Origin of the sequence: Mycolicibacterium septicum DSM 44393 (assembly GCF_000455325.1) — a bacterium.
Lineage (GTDB): Bacteria > Actinomycetota > Actinomycetes > Mycobacteriales > Mycobacteriaceae > Mycobacterium > Mycobacterium septicum.
On record NZ_HG322952.1, the window covers coordinates 571394 to 592173 of the forward strand.

General features: G+C 66.9%; 17 protein-coding genes. 6 read left to right on the top strand and 11 right to left on the bottom strand.

Annotated elements, in window-relative coordinates; translation table 11 throughout:
• Positions 1-309: 309 nt before the first annotated feature.
• Both TX88_RS22725 and TX88_RS22730 read right to left on the bottom strand, forming a co-directional pair.
• On the bottom strand, positions 310-1587 hold the full coding sequence (locus TX88_RS22725) for a PE-PPE domain-containing protein (protein WP_084622074.1): 1278 nt from the start codon (positions 1585-1587) through the stop codon (positions 310-312).
• Positions 1588-1664: 77 nt separating this feature from the next.
• On the bottom strand, positions 1665-2345 hold the full coding sequence (locus TX88_RS22730) for a hypothetical protein (protein WP_162563201.1): 681 nt from the start codon (positions 2343-2345) through the stop codon (positions 1665-1667).
• A gap of 242 nt (positions 2346-2587) precedes the next feature.
• On the opposite strand from TX88_RS22730, the gene TX88_RS22735 reads away from it, so the two are divergent.
• Positions 2588-2896 (top strand): SDR family NAD(P)-dependent oxidoreductase, encoded by a 309-nt coding sequence (locus TX88_RS22735; protein ID WP_044520125.1) that lies wholly within the window; start codon positions 2588-2590, stop codon positions 2894-2896.
• Between the two features lie 58 nt (positions 2897-2954).
• On the top strand, positions 2955-3818 hold the full coding sequence (locus tag TX88_RS22740) for a type IV toxin-antitoxin system AbiEi family antitoxin (RefSeq protein ID WP_044520126.1): 864 nt from the start codon (positions 2955-2957) through the stop codon (positions 3816-3818).
• A gap of 49 nt (positions 3819-3867) precedes the next feature.
• On the opposite strand, the gene TX88_RS22745 is transcribed toward TX88_RS22740, so the two are convergent.
• Together TX88_RS22745 and TX88_RS22750 are read right to left on the bottom strand one after the other, a co-directional pair.
• The gene (locus TX88_RS22745) at positions 3868-5856 is read right to left on the bottom strand and encodes a vWA domain-containing protein (RefSeq protein ID WP_044520127.1); all 1989 of its coding nucleotides are present in this window, start codon (positions 5854-5856) and stop codon (positions 3868-3870) included.
• Positions 5849-7231, bottom strand: a complete 1383-nt coding sequence (locus tag TX88_RS22750; RefSeq protein ID WP_044521737.1) for a sigma 54-interacting transcriptional regulator — start codon at positions 7229-7231, stop codon at positions 5849-5851. The genes TX88_RS22745 and TX88_RS22750 overlap by 8 nt, the downstream gene beginning before the upstream one ends.
• A 148-nt stretch (positions 7232-7379) precedes the next feature.
• Here TX88_RS22750 and TX88_RS22755 point away from each other — a divergent pair, with 148 nt between their 5' ends.
• Positions 7380-9239 (top strand): LpqN/LpqT family lipoprotein, encoded by a 1860-nt coding sequence (locus tag TX88_RS22755; RefSeq protein ID WP_044520128.1) that lies wholly within the window; start codon positions 7380-7382, stop codon positions 9237-9239.
• A gap of 58 nt (positions 9240-9297) precedes the next feature.
• Complete coding sequence (locus tag TX88_RS22760) at positions 9298-10311, top strand: alpha/beta hydrolase (protein ID WP_044520129.1); 1014 nt, start codon at positions 9298-9300, stop codon at positions 10309-10311.
• A 79-nt stretch (positions 10312-10390) separates the two neighbouring features.
• Here TX88_RS22760 and purH read toward each other — a convergent pair whose 3' ends face one another.
• The 5 genes from purH to sfnG all read right to left on the bottom strand — a co-directional run bounded on the left by purH (position 10391) and on the right by sfnG (position 16257).
• Positions 10391-11959, bottom strand: a complete 1569-nt coding sequence (purH, locus tag TX88_RS22765) for a bifunctional phosphoribosylaminoimidazolecarboxamide formyltransferase/IMP cyclohydrolase (RefSeq protein ID WP_044520130.1) — start codon at positions 11957-11959, stop codon at positions 10391-10393.
• Entirely contained in the window at positions 11956-12585 is a 630-nt protein-coding gene (purN, locus tag TX88_RS22770; RefSeq protein WP_044521738.1) for a phosphoribosylglycinamide formyltransferase, read from the bottom strand. Before purN ends, purH begins: the two co-directional genes overlap by 4 nt.
• 10 nt (positions 12586-12595) lie before the next feature.
• Entirely contained in the window at positions 12596-14104 is a 1509-nt protein-coding gene (locus TX88_RS22775; RefSeq protein WP_044520131.1) for a cell division protein PerM, read from the bottom strand.
• Positions 14105-14164: 60 nt separating this feature from the next.
• Positions 14165-14992: a DUF5336 domain-containing protein gene (locus TX88_RS22780; RefSeq protein ID WP_044520132.1), complete on the bottom strand. Its 828-nt coding sequence runs from the start codon at positions 14990-14992 to the stop codon at positions 14165-14167.
• 134 nt (positions 14993-15126) lie between these two features.
• On the bottom strand, positions 15127-16257 hold the full coding sequence (sfnG, locus tag TX88_RS22785) for a dimethylsulfone monooxygenase SfnG (protein WP_044520133.1): 1131 nt from the start codon (positions 16255-16257) through the stop codon (positions 15127-15129).
• Between the two features lie 130 nt (positions 16258-16387).
• Between sfnG and TX88_RS22790 the strand changes: the two genes are divergently transcribed.
• Complete coding sequence (locus TX88_RS22790) at positions 16388-17236, top strand: LLM class F420-dependent oxidoreductase (RefSeq protein ID WP_044520134.1); 849 nt, start codon at positions 16388-16390, stop codon at positions 17234-17236.
• Positions 17237-17352: 116 nt separating this feature from the next.
• Here TX88_RS22790 and TX88_RS22795 read toward each other — a convergent pair whose 3' ends face one another.
• On the bottom strand, positions 17353-18879 hold the full coding sequence (locus tag TX88_RS22795) for an acetyl-CoA acetyltransferase (protein ID WP_044520135.1): 1527 nt from the start codon (positions 18877-18879) through the stop codon (positions 17353-17355).
• Between the two features lie 99 nt (positions 18880-18978).
• Entirely contained in the window at positions 18979-19932 is a 954-nt protein-coding gene (locus tag TX88_RS22800; RefSeq protein WP_044520136.1) for an oxygenase MpaB family protein, read from the bottom strand.
• A gap of 140 nt (positions 19933-20072) precedes the next feature.
• On the opposite strand from TX88_RS22800, the gene TX88_RS22805 reads away from it, so the two are divergent.
• Positions 20073-20639 (top strand): TetR/AcrR family transcriptional regulator, encoded by a 567-nt coding sequence (locus TX88_RS22805; protein ID WP_044521739.1) that lies wholly within the window; start codon positions 20073-20075, stop codon positions 20637-20639.
• Positions 20640-20780 lie beyond the last annotated feature (141 nt).

Here is a 20780-nt window from a genome sequence, read left to right on the forward strand (position 1 = left end):
TCGGCGTGGCGTGGGACTCGCAAGTGGCCGCCCGGACGATGCCCCGCTCAACAAGCGCGCTCATGCCCAGTCGCGGCACCGGCCTTTTTGCTACCGCCGCGGCCCCCGTAACAGCATTCCCAGATTGACCCGCCCATTGTTTGCATGAGATGGCACGGGAATCACTATTTGCATTCGCAACAACAATGAGATGCCAACCCCGAGGAGTGGGTCCCGCGCGTTAACTGACGGTGAACAACTCGTGTCCGACAGCGCCCACATGAAACCGCGCCAGCAAAGTCTCTAACCTGAGAGACACCTGAGATCGGCTCAGTCAGCCGACGACGCGTCGCCTGTATCCGGCGCATGGGCCGACGTCGTCGCGGCCTCGCCACGCAGCTTCTTGGCCCAGGCCCGCACCCCGTCGACCACCGGCCCACCCGAGCGCCGCGGACCCGAAGCACGATCGCGGCCCAGAGCTTTCGGGGAGAAGTCGAGGCTCTTCCGCAGCACGGGGCGGGTGGTCGGCTCCGCCTCAGGCTCCGCTGCAGGACCTGCCGCAGAAGCCGGTGCAGGTTCGGACGCAGACCGGGCCGCCGAACTGCCGTCACGCAGGATGTTGGCGCCTTCCTCGACCCCTGCGGTGAAGTCGTGGACGAAACGCTCGGTCTCCTCGCGGGTCGGGATCAGCCGGGCCGGCGTGTACTTCTGCGGGTTGGCCAACGGGTCGTTGTCGGGATACCCGTAATCGACCACCGCCCGCAGCGCCGGGGTGGCCGCGTCGGCCAGCAGGTTGCCTGGCTCCCCGAACGCCCGCAGCGGCGAGACCAGCGGCAGGTTCTCGGACTCGTAACCGACGTAGGTGGTGTCGTCGACTCGGCTGATCCGCACGGTGCCGTCGGCCGTCTGGCGCACCACGGTGCCACCGCCGTCCAGCGTTTCCTGGCAGGTGGCATCGCAGTCGCGCACATTGCCGTCGGCGTCGATCGGGAAATCGAGGCTGTCCTGCTGGAGTCGACGGTCCAGGTAGGCCATCAACGAGTTGGCCATCGCGGGCGCGTTCCACAGGTAGGCGGGGATGTTGGAGTTGATGTCGTACTCGTAGACCACGTTGACCACCGGCACGCCCGGGTCCGTCGGCGTGGGGATCGGGTTCACCCCGATCGCCGCGAAGAACGGCAGCCGCGTGCCGAATCCGCCGTTGGGGCTCGCCACGTTGTTGTCGAGCACATACAGCTTGGGCTGGGTGACCACGGGATCGTGCGTCAGCTTGCCGTAGGTCAGCAGCAGGCTCACATTCGCCGCGCCCCAGCCCGAGGACAGCACCACATTGTCGTCGCCGCCGTTGTCCTGGATCGCCCGGTAGACGCCGAACGGGCCGGTGAAGAAGTTCGCGACGACGGGCTCGTCCTGCCCCTGCCGGTACAGCCCGCCGTAGAAATCGGCGACACCGTCACCGGTCGGGTTCGTCGAACTCGCACCGATGATGAGCGCCGACAGCTGCACCGCGGCCATCGGCTGCGTCGCCCCGAGGGCCGTCACCGTCGCCAACGCCATCCCACCAAGAAGAGATGCCGGCAATACGCGTCCACCCAAGCGTTGTGCCATGGCGCCGCCTCTCAGCCCAGTTCGAATGAGCAGAAGCTACCCGACGGCAAACGGCAACGTCGGCTAATGCGGGCTAGCTAGCGCGGCATCGCGATCCGCAGCCCGGCCAGCATCACCTGGGCGTCGGCCATGTAGGTCTTGTTGTTGGGCGCGGTGCTCTGCGTCATCGCCACCACGTTCCACACCCTCGACCCGAGTGGCACCATCACCGTCACCGCGGTCACGTAGATGGTCTTGGCGGCGTCGCCGGGCGGGATCGTGTAGTTGGCCATCAGCGCCGGGAACCCACAGATCTCCGTCGGCACCTGGGTGATGTCCCGTCCGCCACCGGCTTCGAAACCCTTGATGCTGTCGTTCAGCAGATCCCTTGGTGGCCGGTCACCGTCAGTGGCATCCGCCGTGGCCACCGACAGGGCCGGGTTGGTCACGCCGTCGCTCAGCGACACATTGCGCAGCACCAACTTGACTGCCCCCGTGGCCAACTCGGGAACCGGCTCCCAGCCCGGCGGCTGCGCGATGCGCACCCTGGGATCGTCCGGCCCGGTCCCGGACAGTTCGATCCACCGATCCGAATGCAATTGCTCGCACGGCTGCGCCTTGTACGCGGGCAGGCCCGGCACGCCGGGAGAACTCTGCGAGCCGGAAGGCTCGAACCCGGCCGTCACCGTGCCTTCTATCGTGTGCGAGCACCCGCTGAGAAACAGCGCTGCCGCCAGCAGGACCACTCCGGCGACATCACGCCCGGCAACTCGCCTCAAGAACCCGCCCCTCCGTCACTGTGGCTGCCACACTCACATGACGCCCACGGTCTGTCAATTCGTCGATTTGCTGCACGTTGCCCGATCTTGACGAGTTACAGGCAGTTTCAGGCTTTCCGCCCCACTTCTCACGTTTGCCAATCGGAATCCGCCGGGCTCACATATCAGTCACATCACCAACACATCGCACACCCAATTCGGAGCGGTTGAGTGGTGTCATCACCTAGACAGAGGAGCCTCCGATGCCATCAGCCACGCCGTACCCCGAGGTGGTCCTCCTCGTCGATGCCGGCACCGACGAGGGCTACCGCCGGGCCCGCACTCTGCTGCAATCCGGTCACCGAGTCGCGGTGACCGCCCGCCAGGTCACCCAGCTGACCCGAATCATCCACGGGTTCCCCAGTTCTCAGGTGTTCGCGATCGCGGCGGACACCTCCGACCCGGCGCAGCTCGATCGGGTCATCGAGCGGGTGCAACAACGCTTCGGCCACACTGACGCCCAGATCAACGCACTGGTCGATTTGCCGGCAGCTTTTCGACCATTGCGTTGATCTGGACGGGATTTCGCCAAAGAGGGAGCCAAGCCGGACTCCGCTGCGTCCAACGAGTGTGCAGATTCCTTTCATCGGCAGCGACGCCGTGGCCGCGGGCGAGCTCACCAGAGCGCACCTGCGCAGCCAATATCGGCAGCTCTATCGCGGCGTCTACATCCCACGGCGCCACGAGCCGTCGCTGCGTGAGCGCATCGTCGGCGCCTCGCTCAGCGCCCCGCACGCAGTCATCACCGGAGTCGCCGCGTCAGCGATGTACGGCGCGAAATGGGTCGGTGACGCCGTACCCATCGAGCTCATCACCACGAACCGGCAGCAGCGCGGGCTGATCGTCCGGCGCGAGACACTGCACCTCGAGGAGTGGCACACGATGGGCGGCATCCGTGTCGCAACACCGGAGCGGACTGCGTTCGATCTCGCCCGACACCTCCCCCGCGACACGGCGGTCCGACGGATGGACGCCCTCGTCAGCGCCCGCCCCGTCGCACTCGAAGACGTCATACTCATCGCGAAGAGTCATCCCGGCATGCGTGGGCTGCAACGCTTGCGCACCGCGCTCCCGCTCGTCGACGGCGGCGCCGAGTCCCCGAAAGAGACCTGGCTGCGGCTCTTGTTCATCGACGGTGGGTTACCGCGGCCCACCACTCAATTCACGGTCTACGACGACGACGGCAGCTATGTCCGCCGCATCGACATGTGCTGGGAGCAGTACAAGGTCGGTGCCGAGTACGACGGTGAACAGCATCTGACAAGCCGCCGCCAGTACGTCCTGGACGTTCAAGTCGAGCGGGTGCTGCGCCGGCTCGGCTGGCATGTCATGCACGTCATCAAAGAAGATCGCGGAGCGGACATCGTCGAGCAAGCCCGCGCCGCGCTGCTGTCACGAGGCTGGCGACCTCACCGAAAACAACGCAGCGGTTGAAATCGCGCGCCGGAATCGACCTCTGCGTCGCACTCGGCGCGTCGGCCCGTCAGCGCCGACGCGAATGCAGGTAGTCGCCGACCACCGCGGCACCCAGGCCGTCGAGATCGGGCACGACCACGCGCCCCTGCACCCGCCGGGCCACCTGGTCGATGAAACGGGCGAGGCCGGGATCAGAGCCCAGGCGGAAGATGGTCACCTGCGCGCCGAGGCGGGCCACCTCGTCGAAACCACGCACGGTGTGGGCGATGGTGCGCGGGTGTGGCGGGTAGTCGAAGAAGACCGACGACCCTTCGCCGTCACCGAAATCCTCCAGGTGCGCGGTGGGCTCACCATCGGTCACCACGAGCACGACCGGCTGGGCATTGGGATGACGACGCAGATGCCGGGTCGCCAGTGCCAGCGCATGATGCAGGTTGGTGCCCTGCTCGTACACGCCCTCCAGCCCGGTCAGCTCACCTGCGGTCACGGTGCGGGCATACCGGCCAAAGGCGATGATCTGCAACTCATCTGACCGGAATCGGGTGCTCACCAGATGGTTGAGTGCGAGTGCGGTGCGCTTCATCGGCAGCCAGCGGTTCTCCATCACCATCGAGAACGAAGTGTCCACCAGCAGCGCCACACAGGCCTGGGTCCGGGTCTCCGTCTCGGAGATCTCCACATCCTCGACCGCGAACCGGATGGGCCGTTCGACGGTTCCGGTACCGGCCTGGCGCAGTACGGCATTGGTCACCGTGCGGGTGACGTTCCACGGCTCGGTGTCGCCGAACTGCCAGGGCCGGGTGGCCCCGGTCAGCTCCCCGGCCGCTCCGGCCCTGCGGGTGTCGCGTTCGCCGTGCCTGCCCGAAAGTCGCTGTGCCACATCACGCAACGCGGTCTGGCCGAGCTGGCGCATGGCCTTGGGCGACAGCCGCCACTGCCCGTCGGAGCCGCGGTCGATGAAACCCTGGTTCACCAGGGCCTTTTCCAGCTCGGACAAGGTCCGGGCGTCGATTGCGGCGTCCTCGCCGAGCTGACGGGCCAGCGCCTCGAGGTCGACGTCGTCCATCGATGCCCCGGCGTAGCTCTGCGACAGCGCATCGGCCAGCTGCTCGAGCTCGGCGATGTCGGACAGCGCCTGGGCACCCTCCCCCATGCCCAGCGGATCGCCACCGGAGAAGCGCTCCGAGCCGGTCCAATCCTCACCGGGCCGGGCGGCCTGCAGGTGTGAGTCGAGCCGGTCCAGCGCGTTCATCAATGACGGCGACCCGAAAGCCTGCTGTGCCAGGGCATCCAGCTCGGCACGCTGCTCGGCCGACAGGCTGTTGCGGAACCGCTGCGCGGCGGCAGCCCGCTTTGCCAGCGAGTCCAGCAGCTCATCGATGTTCTGCGGGCCCTCCGGGAAGAACTCGCCGTGCTTGTCCATGAAGTCTTGGAAGTCCTGCGGGGTGTCCTCACCGCGAGAGTGCTTGTCCAGCAGGTCGTTCAGATCGTCGAGCATGTCGTTGACACGCTGCCGGTCCTCGTCTGTGGCGTTCTCCAACGCCTCCTTCATGCCCGCGAAACGCTGATCCAGCATCTCGCGGCCCAGCAGATCCTTGATCTGCTCGTACTTCTGCCTGGCTTCGGGGCTGCGCCAGTCATAGTCGGCGAGCTCCTGAACGGCCTTGGCCGGCGACGGCGAGAGCGCCTCCATCTGCAGTTCGCCGAACCGCGCATTGTCGTCGAGGGCGCGGGCCAGCTCCTTGCGTTCGGCCAGCACGGCCTCGTCGAGCAGCTTCTTGATCTCCTGCAGCGTGCCGTCAAGGTTGTGTCGCTGCAGCAACTCCCGGCGCTTCCGGTTGGCCTCGGCGGCCAGCCGGTCGGTGCCGCGCATGCCCTCGGTACCGCGGCGCATCAGCTCGGAGAGCGCTCGGCGAGGCGAGCTGCCCTCCATCACGTTCTGACCGATCTGTTCGAGGGCGTCGCGCAGATCGATCGGCGGTGCCAGCGGGTCGGGGCCACCGCTGTATCGCGAATACCGCGAGGTGTGCCCGTGTCCCCGGGCGGGATCAGCCATAGACCGTCTCTCCCTCCCCCGTCACCTTGTCCACACGCTTGGCCAGATAGAGGGCCTCCAAAGCCAATTCGACCGCCGCGGCCCGCTGGCCGACCGACACCGCACCCAGCCGCGAGGCGATCGCGTCGATGGCGGGCAGATCGGGCAGGGCGGCCAGGACATCCTTGGCCGACACCCGCTCACCGGTGGTCACCGGAGAACCCTCCTCGACCGCGGTCACCAGCGGGGCGACGTCGATGCCGCCCAGCAGCCGCTGAGCGGTGTCGGCGGTGGCGCGGCGCAGCAGGTGCTCCAGAACCGCCTGCTCGCGCCCCTCCTCGCCCGTCTCGAACTCCAATTTGCCGCGCAGCACGTCGATCACGGTGGACAGGTCCACCACCCGGGCCACCGGATCGTCCTCGCCGAGGATTGCCGAACGGTGCCGCGCCGAGGCCGCCACCGTCTCGGCAGCCGCGATCGCGAACCGCGCAGACACACCGGACCGCTGATCGACAGAGTTCGATTCACGCAGATTGCGGGCGAATCGGGCCAGCACGCCGAGCAGGTATTCGGGCACCTCGGCGGCCAACTGGGCCTCCTGGCGGATCACCCCGATCTCGTCGTCGATCTCCAGCGGGTAGTGCGTACGGATCTCGGCGCCGAAGCGGTCCTTGAGCGGCGTGATGATCCGGCCGCGGTTGGTGTAGTCCTCCGGGTTGGCGCTGGCCACCACGAGCACGTCGAGCGGCAGCCGCAACGTGTAGCCGCGGACCTGAATGTCGCGCTCCTCCATCACGTTGAGCATCGACACCTGAATGCGCTCGGCCAGGTCGGGCAGCTCGTTGACGGCCACGATGCCGCGGTGCGCCCGCGGGATGAGCCCGTAGGCGATCGTTTCCGGGTCACCCAGGCTGCGACCCTCAGCGACCTTGATCGGATCGATGTCGCCGACGAGATCGGCCACGCTGGTGTCCGGGGTGGCCAGCTTCTCGGTGTACCGCTCGCTGCGGTGACGCCACTCGACCGGCAGATCGTCGCCGGAATCGGCGGCCCGGCGGATCGACTCCGGCGTGATCGGGCTGTAGGGGTGCTCACCCAACTCGGATCCGGCGATCACCGGCGTCCACTCGTCGAGCAGCCCGGTCAGCGCGCGCAGCAGCCGCGTCTTGCCCTGACCCCGCTCACCGAGCAGCACCACGTCGTGCCCGGCGATCAAGGCCCGCTCCAGCTGCGGGATCACCGTGTCGTCGAATCCCAGGATCCCCGGCCATACGTCGCGCCGGTCCGCGAGTGCGGACAGCAGGTTCTCCCGAATTTCGGCTTTCACGCCCCGCTCACGATGGCCGGAGGCACGCAGCTCACCGACGGTGCGAGGCAGATCCTTGGGTTGGCTCACCACTCCACGCTACGACTGAACTCGCCCGCGCACATCGCCACCCGTCAGACTCGAGCCCCGGGGCCGCCCGCAGCTAGCACCCGGCGCGCGCGTGTCAGTCCCCCGGCATAGTCGTTGCCCGAGCGTTGCGACCGGTAGTCTGCGCTCCATGCCGTTGGCTAGCGGTCAGGAATTCGCAGGGTTCACCATCGTGCGGTTGGTGGGCACTGGTGGCATGGGCGAGGTCTATCTGGCGTCCCACCCGCGGTTACCCCGCGAGGACGCTCTCAAAGTGCTGCCCATCAGCGTCAGCTCGGACAACGAATTCCGCCAGCGGTTCATCCGCGAGGCGGACATGGCGGCCACCCTGTGGCATCCGCACATCGTCGGCGTGCACGACCGCGGCGAGTTCGAGGACCGGTTGTGGATCTCGATGGATTTCGTCGACGGGCACGACGCCGCCAAGCTGCTGCACGACCAGTACCCCAAGGGAATGCCGGCCGAAGACGTCGTCGAGGTCGTCACCGCCGTCGGCGACGCTCTGGACTACGCGCATCAGCGCAAACTGTTGCACCGCGACGTCAAGCCGGCCAACATCCTGCTCACCAGCAAGCAGAATTCCAAGCGCCGCATCATGCTGACCGACTTCGGGATCGCGCGGCGCGCCGACGAGGTCAACGGGCTCACCTCGACCAACATCACCGTTGGCTCGATGTCCTACACCGCGCCCGAACAGCTGATGGGCCAGCCGCTCGATGGCCGGGCCGACCAGTACTCGCTCGCGGCCACCGCCTACCGGCTGTTCACCGGCGCCCCGCCGTTCGCGCACAGCAACCCGGCCGTGGTTATCAGCCATCACCTGAACTCCCCGCCGCCCAAGCTGGCCGACACGAAACCTGAACTGGCCGTGTTCGATTCGGTGATGGCCAAGGCCCTGTCCAAGGACCCCAAGGACCGTTACGCCACCTGTCACGACTTCGCCGTCGCGCTGGCCGAGGCAGCCACTGGAACCACCCCCGAGGTGCGCACCCCGGCACCCGCCCACGAGCCGGCGCCGCCCACCGCGCCGCTGATCATCCCGAAGCCGGTGAATCCACCGCCGACACCACTGTCACCGTCGAACCCACGGCCCGTGCCCCCGTCGGAGCCGCCGGTGTTCACCTCGTCGTGGACGGGTAACGAAACCTCCTCCCACAAACCCGTAGCGGTCGGTGCGCCGGCCGGCATGCAGGGCCTCGGCGGGCCCGCGGTGCCGGTTGGGCCGCCGCAGACCAACTTCGGGCCGCCTCCCCTGCCGCACACCCCGATCCCCAAGAAGTCGGGCAGCCGGCGCAACCTGATCCTGACTGCCGGCGTGATCGGCGCGGTCGTCCTGCTGGTCGGCGGCATCACCCTCGCGGTCACCTCGGGAGGCGACGACGGCAACGGCGGCGGAGGCGAGACCACCTCCGCGGTCGCCACGGACACATCCGCCTCGGAAACCTCGACCTCACCGAAACCGGCGGCGCACGCCTTCACCATCGCCGACTACATCAAGCAGAGCGGCATCGTCGAAACACCGGTCCACCGCGGCGATCCGGGCGCACCGGTGTTCACCATGCCGACCCCGCCCGGATGGATCGACGCCGGTCCGCGCACCCCGGCCTGGGCCTATTCGGCCATCGTGAACGACCCGGCGAACCCGACCGAGCCGCCGTCGGTCGTCTCGTTGATCTCCAAGCTGGCCGGTGACGTCGACGCCAACAAACTGCTCGAGTACGCCCCCAACGAGCTGCAGAACCTGGCCGACTACAAGCCGGACGGCGACGTGGCCCGCGGGGACATCAGCGGGTTCCCGTCGGTCCACCTGGCCGGCACCTACGCCAAGGGCGGCCAGCGTCGCGCGATCACCCAGACCACCGTCGTGATCCAGGCGCCCGGCAATGTCTACGTGCTGCAGATCAACGCCGACGCCGCTGAGCGCGACAAGACGGCGTTGGCCGACATCAACAAGGCGATCGAGGCTCAGGCCACCATCACCATGCCCTGAGAGCCGTGCTGGGTCGCCCCACGTCGGGCAGATTCAGGTACCCGGTACCCTGAGTATCGTGAATTCGCTCGATTGGCGTAGCCGGCCGGCCACCGTGCACTTCGGCCCCGCATCTCTGCAGTCCAGGGCACTGGGCTGGACCACCGCGATCTTCGTCCGCCCATTGCTGGGTCTGCTGACGCTGATCGGAATGGGTATCAACCGCGTCGCCCCGGCCCTGCTGCAGCGCGCGCACCTCGATGTCATCGACCGCCCCCTGCGGTTCATCAAGCCGCTGCCCGGCACCGAGGTGACGCCCGTGGCGCTGCCCAACTGCCCGGCCGAATGGGTGATCGCTCCCGAGGCTCGCGACTCCGATCGGGTGATCGTCTACCTGCACGGCTCGGCGCTGGTCACGCTCGGCCTGAACTCGCACCGCCGCTTCGTGTCGAAGCTGTCGGCCAGCACCGGGACACGCGTGCTCAACGTCGGCTACCGGCTGGCCCCGCAAGCCGACATCGACGATGCCGTCGCCGACGGGCTCGACGGCTACCGCATGGCGCTGTCGCTCGGGTACGCACCCGAGCGAATTGTCCTGGCCGGTGATTCGGCAGGCGGGCTGATGGCCGCCGACACCGCGCTGGCGGCGCGCGACGCCGGACTGCCGGTCCCCGCCGGGCAGGTGCTGCTCTCGCCGTTGACCTCGTCCGACATGGACCTGAAATACCGTGCGCTGCAAGAGCATCGTGACGTGCTGTTCCCGTTCATGACGGTGAAGTTCATCTACGACGTGTTCGCGACGGTCAACGGCACCCGGCCGACTCCGGTGATGCCGCCAGAGGCGGACCTGCACGGTCTCGGGCCGTTCCTGCTACAGGTGGGCACGCACGAGATGCTGCTCAACGACACCTTCGCCCTCGCCGACAAGCTGCAGGCCAGTGGCGTCCCGGCGTGGGTTCAGGTGTGGGACAGGGCAATGCACATGTTCCAGCTGAGCTTCGACATCAACCCCGACGCGCGGCACGCAGTCGAGGAGATCACGTCGTTCATCGCATACGCGACCAGCGAGGTCGAGGACGAGGCGAGCGCGTAGGGGCGGACCCGCCTCCAGATCAGATGCGAAAGGGCGCCGTCAAAAATTTGACGGCGCCCTTTCGTAACAGCTGGTCCGGCTAGTGCGCGAAATGCCTTGCGCCGGTGAGGTACAGCGTGATGCCCGCGGCCTCGGCCGCAGCGGTCACCTCGGCGTCACGGACCGAACCACCCGGGTGCACGATCGCCTTGACGCCGGCGTTCGTCAGCGTCTCCAGGCCGTCCGGGAATGGGAAGAACGCATCGGAGGCACCGACCGAACCGGGCACGCGGTCGCCTGCGCGCTGCACGGCCAGCCCGGCCGCGTCGACGCGATTCACCTGTCCCATGCCGACACCCACGGTCGCGCCGTCCTTGGCGATCACGATGGCGTTGGACTTCACCGCGCGGCAGGCCCGCCACGCGAACACCAGATCGCTCAGCGTCTGCTCATCCGCGGGCGATCCGGTGGCCAGCGTCCAGTTGTTCGGATCGTCTCCCTCGGCGTCGAGCGCGTCGCGCTGCTGCAGCAGCACCCCGCCGCTGATCTGGCGCAGCTCGATGCCGCCGACCAACGGTTCCGAGGCCACCAGGATGCGGATGTTCTTCTTGCGGGCCAGGATTTCGACCGCACCGGCCTCATACGCCGGGGCGATGATGACCTCGGTGAAGATGTCGGCGACGGTCTCGGCCATCTCGACACTGACCTCGGTGTTGGAGGCGATGACGCCGCCGAACGCGCTCAGCGGATCGCACTCGTGCGCCTTGCGGTGCGCGTCGGCCACCGACTCCGAGGAGATCGCGATGCCACACGGGTTGGCGTGCTTGATGATCGCCACGCAGATCTCTTCGTGGTCGAACGCCGCCCGCCACGCCGCATCGGCGTCGGTGTAGTTGTTGTAGGACATCTCCTTGCCGTGCAGCTGCTCGGCCTGGGCCAGTCCGGGCCACGCGGAGTCGTCGCGGTACACCGCGGCCTGCTGATGCGGGTTCTCGCCGTAGCGCAGGACCGCGCTGCGGTGCCAGGTACCGGCGAACCACTGGGGCAAGGACGCAGGCACCGAATCTTCCGCGGGGGCCAGCGTCGACCCCATCCAGCCCGCAACGGCCACGTCGTACTCGGCGGTGTGCCGGAATGCCAACGACGCCAGCTTCTTCCGCTCGTCGAGGGTGAACCCGCCGGCCCGAACCGCGGCCAGCACGCCGTCGTAACCCAACGGGTCCACGACCACGGCCACGCTCGGGTGGTTCTTGGCGGCCGCACGAACCATCGAAGGCCCGCCGATGTCGATCTGCTCGACACACTCGTCGACCGAAGCCCCGGACTCGACCGTCTCGGAGAACGGGTACAGGTTCACCACCACGAGCTCGAACGCCTCGACCTCGAGCTCCTGCAGCGCCGCAACATGTTCGGGCTTGCGGGTATCGGCCAGCAGACCGGCGTGCACGCGCGGGTGCAGAGTCTTGACCCGGCCGTCGAGCACCTCGGGGAAACCCGTCACCTCTTCCACCGGGGTGACCGGAACGCCTGCGGCAGCAATGGTTTTGGCAGTCGACCCGGTCGAGACGATGGCCACGCCCGCCTCATGCAGGCCGCGGGCCAGATCGGCCAGGCCGGTCTTGTCATAGACACTGATCAGCGCTCGCCGGATCGGTTTCTTCTCGCTCACCCTATGGTCGCCTTTCGTCCAGTCCAGGTCACGCCGCGGGTTGCCAGCGCGGCCAGCACATCCACCAGCAGTCGACGTTCGACCACCTTGATGCGCTCATGCAAAGTCTCTTCGGTGTCATCATCGAGCACCTCGATGGCCTGCTGGGCCAGAATCGGCCCGGTATCCATGCCGGAGTCCACGAGATGCACCGTGCAGCCCGTCACTCGCACGCCGTACGCCAGCGCCTCCGGCACGGCATGCGCCCCCGGGAACGCGGGCAGCAATGCTGGATGGGTGTTGACCACCCGGCCCGGGAATCGGGAAAGGAATTGCCCACCCAGAATTTTCATGAACCCGGCCGAGACCACCAGGTCCGGCTCGTGTTCGGCGGTCGCCGCGGTGAGTGCGGCGTCCCAGGCGTCGCGGTCCGCGTGATCGCCGAGCCGCACGGTGTAGGACGGGACTCCCGCCGTTGCCGCAATGTCCACCGCGGCGCATTTGCGGTCGGTTCCGACCGCGACCACTCGCGCCGGATAGTCGTCAGCGGCGGCGGCCAGTAGCGAGGCGAGCAACGACCCTGTCCCCGAAGCCAGCACTACCAGCCGTGCCGGTGCACTCGGAGGCACATGTAACGGTTGCTGCACGCGCAGCAGCCTAGTCGCCCGCACGGCGCGGCTGATCGCCGGTCACGTCGTCGTCGACGATGAAGTGGTCCTCGGGATCGTCATCGAGGTCTTCGTGGCGCCGGGGACCGGGCTCGTAGACCGTCTCCTGCACGTCGTCGTACTCGACGTACCGGTCGACGTACTCGTCGGGCTCGGCTTCCGGCGCGTCGGGCTCTGTCGTGGTCTCCTCGGACGACCACGACACCAGCGGTTGATCGGGTTCGAGCTCGGGTTCGGGATCCGCCTCGACGTACTCGACGTCCTCGATGTCCTCGTCCTCGCCCACGTACTCGTCGGCATCGTCCTCGTCGAACTCGGGTTCGGGCTGCGGATCGACCGGCGCAGGCTGGGGCGGCGCGACAGGCCGGGGCTTGCGGGTCAGGCCGCCGGACATCGCCACGGTCAGCCCGCCGATCCCGGCGAACCACAGGAACACCGCAGGCGCGAACGTCGACTGGTTCACCCCGACATCGCCGAAATTGCCCAGCCTGCCGCCACCGGCATAGCCGAGCAGAGCCATCGTCAGCGCCGCCAGCACCGAGGCCACCAGCAACTTGCCCGTGGCGGCCCCGATCGGCAGCGGACGCCGCGCACACTGCTGGCCCAACGCCACCGCCGAGGCCGCCCCGACGATCAGGAGCGCCACCCAGATCGGGCCCAGCGGCGGCGAGGGCACCGCGGCCAACACCGGCACCGCGGGGATGTCGCCGCCGAACACGGTGAACGAGCTGAACGCGGCCAGCCCGACATGGGCGCTGGATCCGACCGCGATGGCCGACGCACCGACGATCACGTTGGGGATGTAGAGGATCGACAACAGAGTGAGGCTGAGCTGGCCGAACAGGCTGTCGGTGATCGCGAACAGGTCGTGCATCGTGCCCCAGTGCACCACCAGCGACGCCGCCGTCACTGCGCCGGAGAGCCCGAACAAGGCCAGGACACCGGCGGTCGCGGCGCGGAATGCCTCAGGCAACCAGCCAGGCAGCGGTGAGGCGGCCAGGGTGCGCCTGCCTACCTTCGAGCCGACGCCGATGAGCGCGCCGATCACATGCACGATCAGGACGCTGCAGAACGCGCGCAGGGCGCTGGGAGTCTGAAGTTCGCTGATCACCGAGGCCGCGTCATGGATGACGGCCAACAGGAGGGCTGCGATCAGAATCGGTCCGCCCAGGGCTGAGGCGACGACCCAGCGGGTGACGAACCAAGAGGAATTCGGGGCGGTGGCCGCGGCCGTCGTGCGCGCGGTGCCCCAGATCATCGCCAGCACCGGCAACAGGGGCATCACCCCGAGTTCGCGGCCGCCGATCGACACCGGCACCTGGTGTACGCCCAGCCACATGCTGGCGATCGCACCGAGCGCGCCCGTCATGTCGCTGTTGGCGATCAGCAGCTGCAGCAACACAACCGCGGCGATGACCACCAGCGCGACGACAGACGGCCCGAACGCGACCCGGAGCAGCTCACGCGCCTGGCGGGTGCCGACTGGCCGGTTACTCACTTGGTGGGCTGCTCCTCGCAATGATCGGCGCGTGCGCGGGAAGCGCACGCGCCGATCAGCTTACGACGGTGCAGTGCCGGATTGCTGTGAAGGCGACTGCTGTGCCTGCGGCTGTGCCGGAACTGCAGTGGTGGGCGCCGAGGAACCCGACTGCTGCTGAGGCTGGCCGTAGGTGGGGTAACCGGTCGGAGGGGTCGGCGGGCCGCTGGGCTGCTGACCCTGCACCGGGAACCCACCGGTGTTCGGAGCTCCGGAGTAGCCGCCGTACTGCGACGGGTAGCCGGGGCGCTGCGGTTGAGCCTGCTGGTAGGGCTGGCCACCGTGCTGCGGCTGCTGCTGCTGACCGTAGTACTGCGACGGGCCACCGTACTGGCCGTACTGCGGCTGGGGATCGAACTGCGGCTTGGGCGCCGGCGGAGTGAGGATGCCCGCGTCGAACAGCAGAGCGGCGATCGCGGCACCGGCCTGGATCAGGGTCAGGACGAGCAGCGCGTACAGCGTCCAGTCGGCCTCGCTGCCCGCGGCCACCAGGAGGGTGATCGAGAGCAGGAACGCCACGGTGGCCAGCACGGCCGCCACGGCACCCCGGTTCTTCTGCTTGGGCAGCAGGCTCACCCCGGCCAGAAGCCCGGCCACCAACGCCAGGGGCACGATGAAGGTGCCGAGGACGACCTGGAGCTCCAGCGCGAAACTCACGAAGTAGGTCAGCAGGCCGGCGACGGCCACCACGGCCAGCAGGATTTCGGGCAGCTTGTTCTCGCCGGGCGCCGCGGGTGCGGCCGGTGCAGCGGGCACAGGAGCAGGCACAGCCTTGGCGAACTGCTGGGTTGCATCGAACTGCGAACCCGACTGCGGCGGGTATCCGGGATTAGTTGGCGGGTAGGTCATGACCTCTCCTGTGCTATCGAGCTTCGCGACGTGTGTTCACGCAGGCATGAATACCGACCACGTGAGCGATTCGAGCTTCCACGCTAGCGCACCCAGCTGGGTGCCGGGCGCGCGTGCTTGGTGTCAGAGAGGTCTCAAGCTGATACCAGAACGGGCGAATCGACGGAATCCGTTTCGGCGTCCTCGATTTCGCGGACGAGCGGCAGCACCTTGGCACCGAAGTACTCGATTTCCTCTTGGAAATGCAGGAATCCACCGAGGATCAAGTCGACGCCACGTTTGCGGTACGCGGCAATGCGTTCGGCGATCTGCTCGGGTGTGCCGATCAATTGCGTACGGAAGCCGTCGTTGTACTGCACCAGATCCTCGAAGCTGGAATCGGCCCACATACCCTTCTTGTCACCGGTGGAATTGCCTGCCTGTTGCACGGCGCCGCGGAAGCCTTCGACGGCGGGCTTGTTGGCCTTGGCGACGATCTCTTTGAGCGTCTCCTTCGCCTCCTTTTCGGTGTCGCGGGCGATGATGAACCCGTTCAGCCCGAACTTCACCTCACGGCCCGCGTCGCGGGCATGGTCGCGTACCTCGACAACCTGTTCGGTGATGCCGCCGAAGTCTTTGCCGTTCGAGAAATACCAATCGGCGTAGTAACCGCCGTTGCGCCGGGCGGCCGTCGAATTGCCGCCCTGGAACAGCTCCGGGTTGGGGCGCTCGGGCGTGTTGAGCGGCTTGGGCTTCAGGGTGAAATCGTGGATGCGATAGAAGTCACCGCGGAAATCCACGTCGTCTTCGGTCCAGATCTTGCGCAGAACCTGGAGAAACTCCGCGCTGCGCCGGTAGCGCTCGTCATGTTCGAGCCACGGCTCGCCCAGGTGGGTGAACTCGTCCTTGAACCAGCCCGAGACGACGTTGACGGCGAAGCGGCCATTGCTGAGATGGTCTGCGGTGGCGCCGAGTTTGGCCAGCACCGCCGGCTGCCAGAGGCCGGGATGAACAGCAGCGATGACCTTGAGCCGCTCGGTGGCCAGCAACAGGGCCAGACTGAAACTGGTGGATTCGTGCTGGTACTCGGCGCCGTAGCTGGCCTCGTAGCGAACCTGGGACAGGGCGTACTCGAAGCCGTTGTTCTCCGCGGTCTGCGCCAGCTTCTTGTTGTATTCGTAGTTCCAGTCGGTGCGCTGTTCGATATCGCTGGTGACCAGGCCGCCACTGACGTTGGGCACCCAATAGGCGAACTTGACGTGGTCGGCGATGCGTTCAGTCGTCATGCCGGTGATCCCAGCAAACGCGCGGGCGCCCGTCGCGGGTATCGATCGCGGTGAAGTTTTCTCTTCTTTCCACGGCCCCACGAGACGGACCGTCTTGCTACTGGGACTGAAACACGTTCTAATTCTGGTCATGGACTATGGGCTTGTTCTCTTCACCAGTGACCGCGGCATCGCCCCGGCCAAGGCCGCCAAACTCGCCGATGATCACGGCTTCACGACGTTCTACGTACCCGAGCACACCCATATCCCGATCAAACGCGAGGCGGCTCACCCCACCACCGGTGACGAGTCCCTGCCCGACGATCGCTACATGCGCACCCTGGATCCGTGGGTGTCGCTGGGCACCGCGTGTGCGGTGACCTCGCGGGTGCGGCTGTCGACGGCCGTCGCGCTGCCCGTCGAGCACGATCCGATCACCCTGGCTAAGTCCATCGCCACCCTGGACCACCTGTCCGGCGGACGCGTGTCGTTGGGTGTCGGATTCGGTTGGAACACCGACGAACTCGCCGACCACAAGGTTCCCCCGGGCCGGCGCCGCACCATGCTGCGCGAGTACCTGGAAGCCATGCGGGCGCTGTGGACTGAGGAAGAAGCCTCGTACGATGGCGAATTCGTGAACTTCGGGCCGTCGTGGGCCTGGCCCAAGCCCGTGCAGTCACACATTCCCGTTCTGGTCGGCGCGGCCGGCAACGAGAAGAACTTTAAGTGGATCGCGAAGTCGGCCGACGGCTGGATCACCACGCCGCGCGACTTCAACATCGACGAGCCGGTCAAGCTGCTGCAGGACACCTGGGCCGCAGCCGGGCGTGACGGTGCCCCGCAGATCGTGGCACTGGACTTCAAGCCGGACCCCGAGAAGCTCGCGCACTGGCGCGAACTGGGCGTGACCGAAGTGCTCTTCGGACTGCCGGACAAATCCGAGGCCGAAGTGTCCGCCTACGTCGAGCGGCTCGCGGGCAAGCTCGCCTCGCTGGTCTAGTTCTGCGGTGTGCCGGCCGGTTCGCCGGCCGGGAGCGCCTCACCTGGCGCACCGAAATCAACGCTATGGTCGAAAGAGTTCGAGGAGACCGACCATGGCGTTGATCTCGTTCGTAGCTAAGCCAGCGTCGCGGTGTTTCGCTTCTCGCCGGACTGCACGACGATCGACGCCCCCAGCGGCTCACCATCGGTGAGCAACTCCACCAGGGTGTCGTCTGTGGTCGTCGCCAGGAACCGGCTGCCGTCGGAATCCAGGCGCCCGATGATGATGCCCGTGCGCGGCGTCCAGTCGTAGCGGACGGTGTAGGTCTCGATAGTGGCCGGGCCGTCGGCCTTCTCGGCGATGACAACACGGTCCTGCGCGTTGAACTCGTCCTGCAGCGCGGCGCTGCCGTCGGCAACCCAGTCGGCCGGTTCGGTCGAGTAGATTCCGACCGAGTACTTGCTCGCGATACCGCCGTTGCCACCGACAAGTGCGAATTGGCCTGGCTTGTCGCGCATCTCGTTGACGGCCTCGGCGATACCGTGCATCGAGTAGTTGTTGCCCGGGCCACCGAAGAAGGGCAGTCCACCGGTGAGGGTCAGGCCGCGCTCGTCGTCGGGCGCCAGACCGGTGCCGTCGCAGATGTTGAAGACCGGGAACGGGAAGCAGCTGTAGAGATCGAACGCGGCGACGTCGTCGAGGGTGATGCCGGCGACCCGCAGCGCCTCGTTCACCGCGATCACCGCGGCCTCGCTGTAGCCGAGTTCAGCACGCTCGAGCAGCTTGATTTCCTTCATGTCGGCGTGCCCGCGCAGGTAGACCCACTTCTCCTCGGGCACATCGAGTTTCCGGGCGGTCTCGACCGACATCAGCAGCACCGCCGCGCCCTGGTTGACCTGGTCGCGCGCCACCATCATGCGCGGGTACGGGTCGCAGATCATCCGGTTGCTCTCGGTGACGGTGGCCAGCTCCTCGGCCGAACGCTCCACCGGGGCAGAGGAATACGGGTTCTTCGCGGCCACCTTGGAGAACGGTGCGAACAGCTCGGCCATCGCCTGCCGGTAGTCCGCGACAGACAGCCCCTGCCGGGCCCGGCGCGCGTTCTCCAACAAGCCGTACTGCACCGGGGCACCGATCAGACCGTGTTTGATCGTGTACTCGTCGAAGATGCCGTCGTAACCGAAGCCGCGGTCCTCCAACTGACCCTCGACGGTCTCGGAGTGATCCGGCTTGTCGTCGCGCTTGGAGAAGTGGCGCAGTGTCGAGGTGTTCTCCGAGCCGAACAGCAGCACCGCATCGGCCTCACCCGCCGCGATGGCCGCCGAGAACTCGGTGACGAGGTGCTGGGGGCTCTGGCCGCCGATGACCTCGAGGATCACGCGCGCCGGCTCGGCGCCCACATTGCGCGCCACCGAACGCGGATAGTTGTCGGACACACCCAGGGTTGGCGTCTGCGGTCCGGAGATCTCGAACTGCCGCGTACCCGCCACGGTGTCGATCGCCTGCGCCACGGCAGCCGCGTCAGCCCCGCAATCGTGCAGGGCCGCCCTGGCCGCCTCGGTGGCCAGCTCGACCGAGGACATGCCGCGATAGCCGTCAAGGTCGATGCGTTCGGTGAACTGTCCGACGCCGACGATGACAGGGGTGCGCGGATCGACCATGACAATCTCCTTGACGGGTGTTAATTCGCGAGGCTAACCGATTGTGGTTTCGAGAGCGAAATCGGCGCCTACGGACCCAGGAGGTGTAAGGGCGCGACGTCAGCGAGTTCTGTCGACGTCCGACAGGTTGTACGCGAAGGACTTCTGCTGACGCTCCTTCATCTTCTCAAGGCACTCATGGTGTTTTCGCGCGTGATAGGCCAGCGGGAAGTAGGTGAGCCGGTCGGGCAGGATGCGGTAGGCACCCCGGATGACGGTGTAGATGCGCTGGAGTTGACGCTCCTCGTCATCGCTCCACGTGACACCGAGCTTGTCCCGCAACCGCGGCTCGAGCAGCCCGACCACCGACAGATAGTTGAACCGCAGCGCCGGGCGGAGTGCGCGACGGAGCAACGGATGCAACAGCCTCGGCACAGACGGCGGAAGCTCGACGTTGCCGGTCTGCATGTCCTCGATCAACTGCAGCGCCTGCGGCGTGCCCTCCAGCTTGTCGATCATCGCCTCGTAGTAGTCGGCCATCTCGGCACGCGTCGTCGGATAGCCGCCCATCGGCACGTGCAGAAGGCGGGCCAGCCGGCGATTGTCCCGCAGCAGCTCGTCCTTTTCGTCGTCGGTGAAGTCGCGTCCGATCAGCAGCTTGCCGCCGCCTTCGGCGTTGACGATGTAGCCGGTCGCGATCACCCATTGATATGCCTCTGGGTTGAGCGCACTGATCTGCTTACCGGTCTCGGCGCTCTTCATCGTGATCGGCTGGTGCAGCGCGCGCACCCGGTTCCCTTCGGCGACAGCCTCGGTGCCGCCGTAGGTCCACCGCAACACCGAGTCGACGCTACGAATGGCGCGTCCACCCGGATCCCCGTGGAACGCAGCGGAATAGCGGCCGGTGATCTCTGCGATGACGGGGTGCATCGCCTGCATCATGAACGCCGCCCCGTCGACGATGAGGAACGTCCACCGGCCGGTGTGCTCCCCCGTCAGCGAGTCGAGCGGAACGAGTTCGATTTCGGCGGATTCGTCGACGGCCGGGCTGGATACGTCCGTTGTAGCGGTCATTGCAGCGCACCTCCTTGAGCGTGACGCGACGGTAATCTGACCGAAAGGTCGCATTCAAGTCGCATTTGAGCTCGAGGACAGACATGGAAAGCCGCACTTCAGCGCAGCGCAAGCTCCCCCAGCAGGAGCGTTCTCGTGAGATGGTCGCAAAAATTGTTTCGACGGCGGTCAAGATGCTGAGGAAGACCGACCCCGAGCAGATCACCACCAACGCCATTGCGGCGCGGGCCGGGGTCAGCAAGGGATCTATCTACCAGTACTTCGCCAACAAGGAAGAACTTCTCCATGCCGCGATCGAGCAGCTCGCCGCCGATCAAGCGCCGGTGATCGAGGAGATGCTCCGCTCCGTCACCCTGGAGCAACCGCAGGCGGCGATGCAGGCATCGATCGACATCCTGATCGACTTCACGATCGCCAACCGCAGGTTGATCCGCTATGTCGCCGACCGGCCCGACTACGCTCGCACGCTGGAAAACGCCTCAGGACTGAACGCAACACTCCTGGCGATGACCACACTGCACATGGCGCACTACCGGGACCAGTACCGCCACGAACTGAGCCCACGCGCTTTGGCGTGGCTGTTCTTCAACATGGCCGTGGCCACCACGACGCGCTACATCGAAAGTGACGACCCGATCCAGCTGGACGAACTGCGCAGCGGGCTGAAGTTCGCCTCAGCGGGCCTGCTGGCGGCCGGGCGGCAATAGCTCGGGCAACAGCGTCGTCGATTTCCACGTCCTGGCTGTTCTCCGCGGGCGCGCACGACCCTGGCGCAGAAAGCGGTGAGAAGAAACCGGCGCTCACCAGCACACCTTGACGGCCCTGTCACTTAGTGACACATTGGAGCT

Excerpts from the sequence above, each read along its gene's own strand:
- TX88_RS22745 (WP_044520127.1), bottom strand. The coding sequence starts at position 5,856 with ATGGCTGATCCCGCCCGGGGACACGGGCACACCTCGCGGTATTCGCGA.
- TX88_RS22790 (WP_044520134.1), top strand. The coding sequence starts at position 16,388 with ATGGACTATGGGCTTGTTCTCTTCACCAGTGACCGCGGCATCGCCCCG.
- TX88_RS22780 (WP_044520132.1), bottom strand. The coding sequence starts at position 14,992 with ATGACCTACCCGCCAACTAATCCCGGATACCCGCCGCAGTCGGGTTCG.
- TX88_RS22805 (WP_044521739.1), top strand. The coding sequence starts at position 20,073 with ATGGTCGCAAAAATTGTTTCGACGGCGGTCAAGATGCTGAGGAAGACC.
- TX88_RS22755 (WP_044520128.1), top strand. The coding sequence starts at position 7,380 with ATGCCGTTGGCTAGCGGTCAGGAATTCGCAGGGTTCACCATCGTGCGG.
- TX88_RS22725 (WP_084622074.1), bottom strand. The coding sequence starts at position 1,587 with ATGGCACAACGCTTGGGTGGACGCGTATTGCCGGCATCTCTTCTTGGT.
- TX88_RS22735 (WP_044520125.1), top strand. The coding sequence starts at position 2,588 with ATGCCATCAGCCACGCCGTACCCCGAGGTGGTCCTCCTCGTCGATGCC.
- sfnG (WP_044520133.1), bottom strand. The coding sequence starts at position 16,257 with ATGACGACTGAACGCATCGCCGACCACGTCAAGTTCGCCTATTGGGTG.
- TX88_RS22800 (WP_044520136.1), bottom strand. The coding sequence starts at position 19,932 with ATGACCGCTACAACGGACGTATCCAGCCCGGCCGTCGACGAATCCGCC.
- TX88_RS22795 (WP_044520135.1), bottom strand. The coding sequence starts at position 18,879 with ATGGTCGATCCGCGCACCCCTGTCATCGTCGGCGTCGGACAGTTCACC.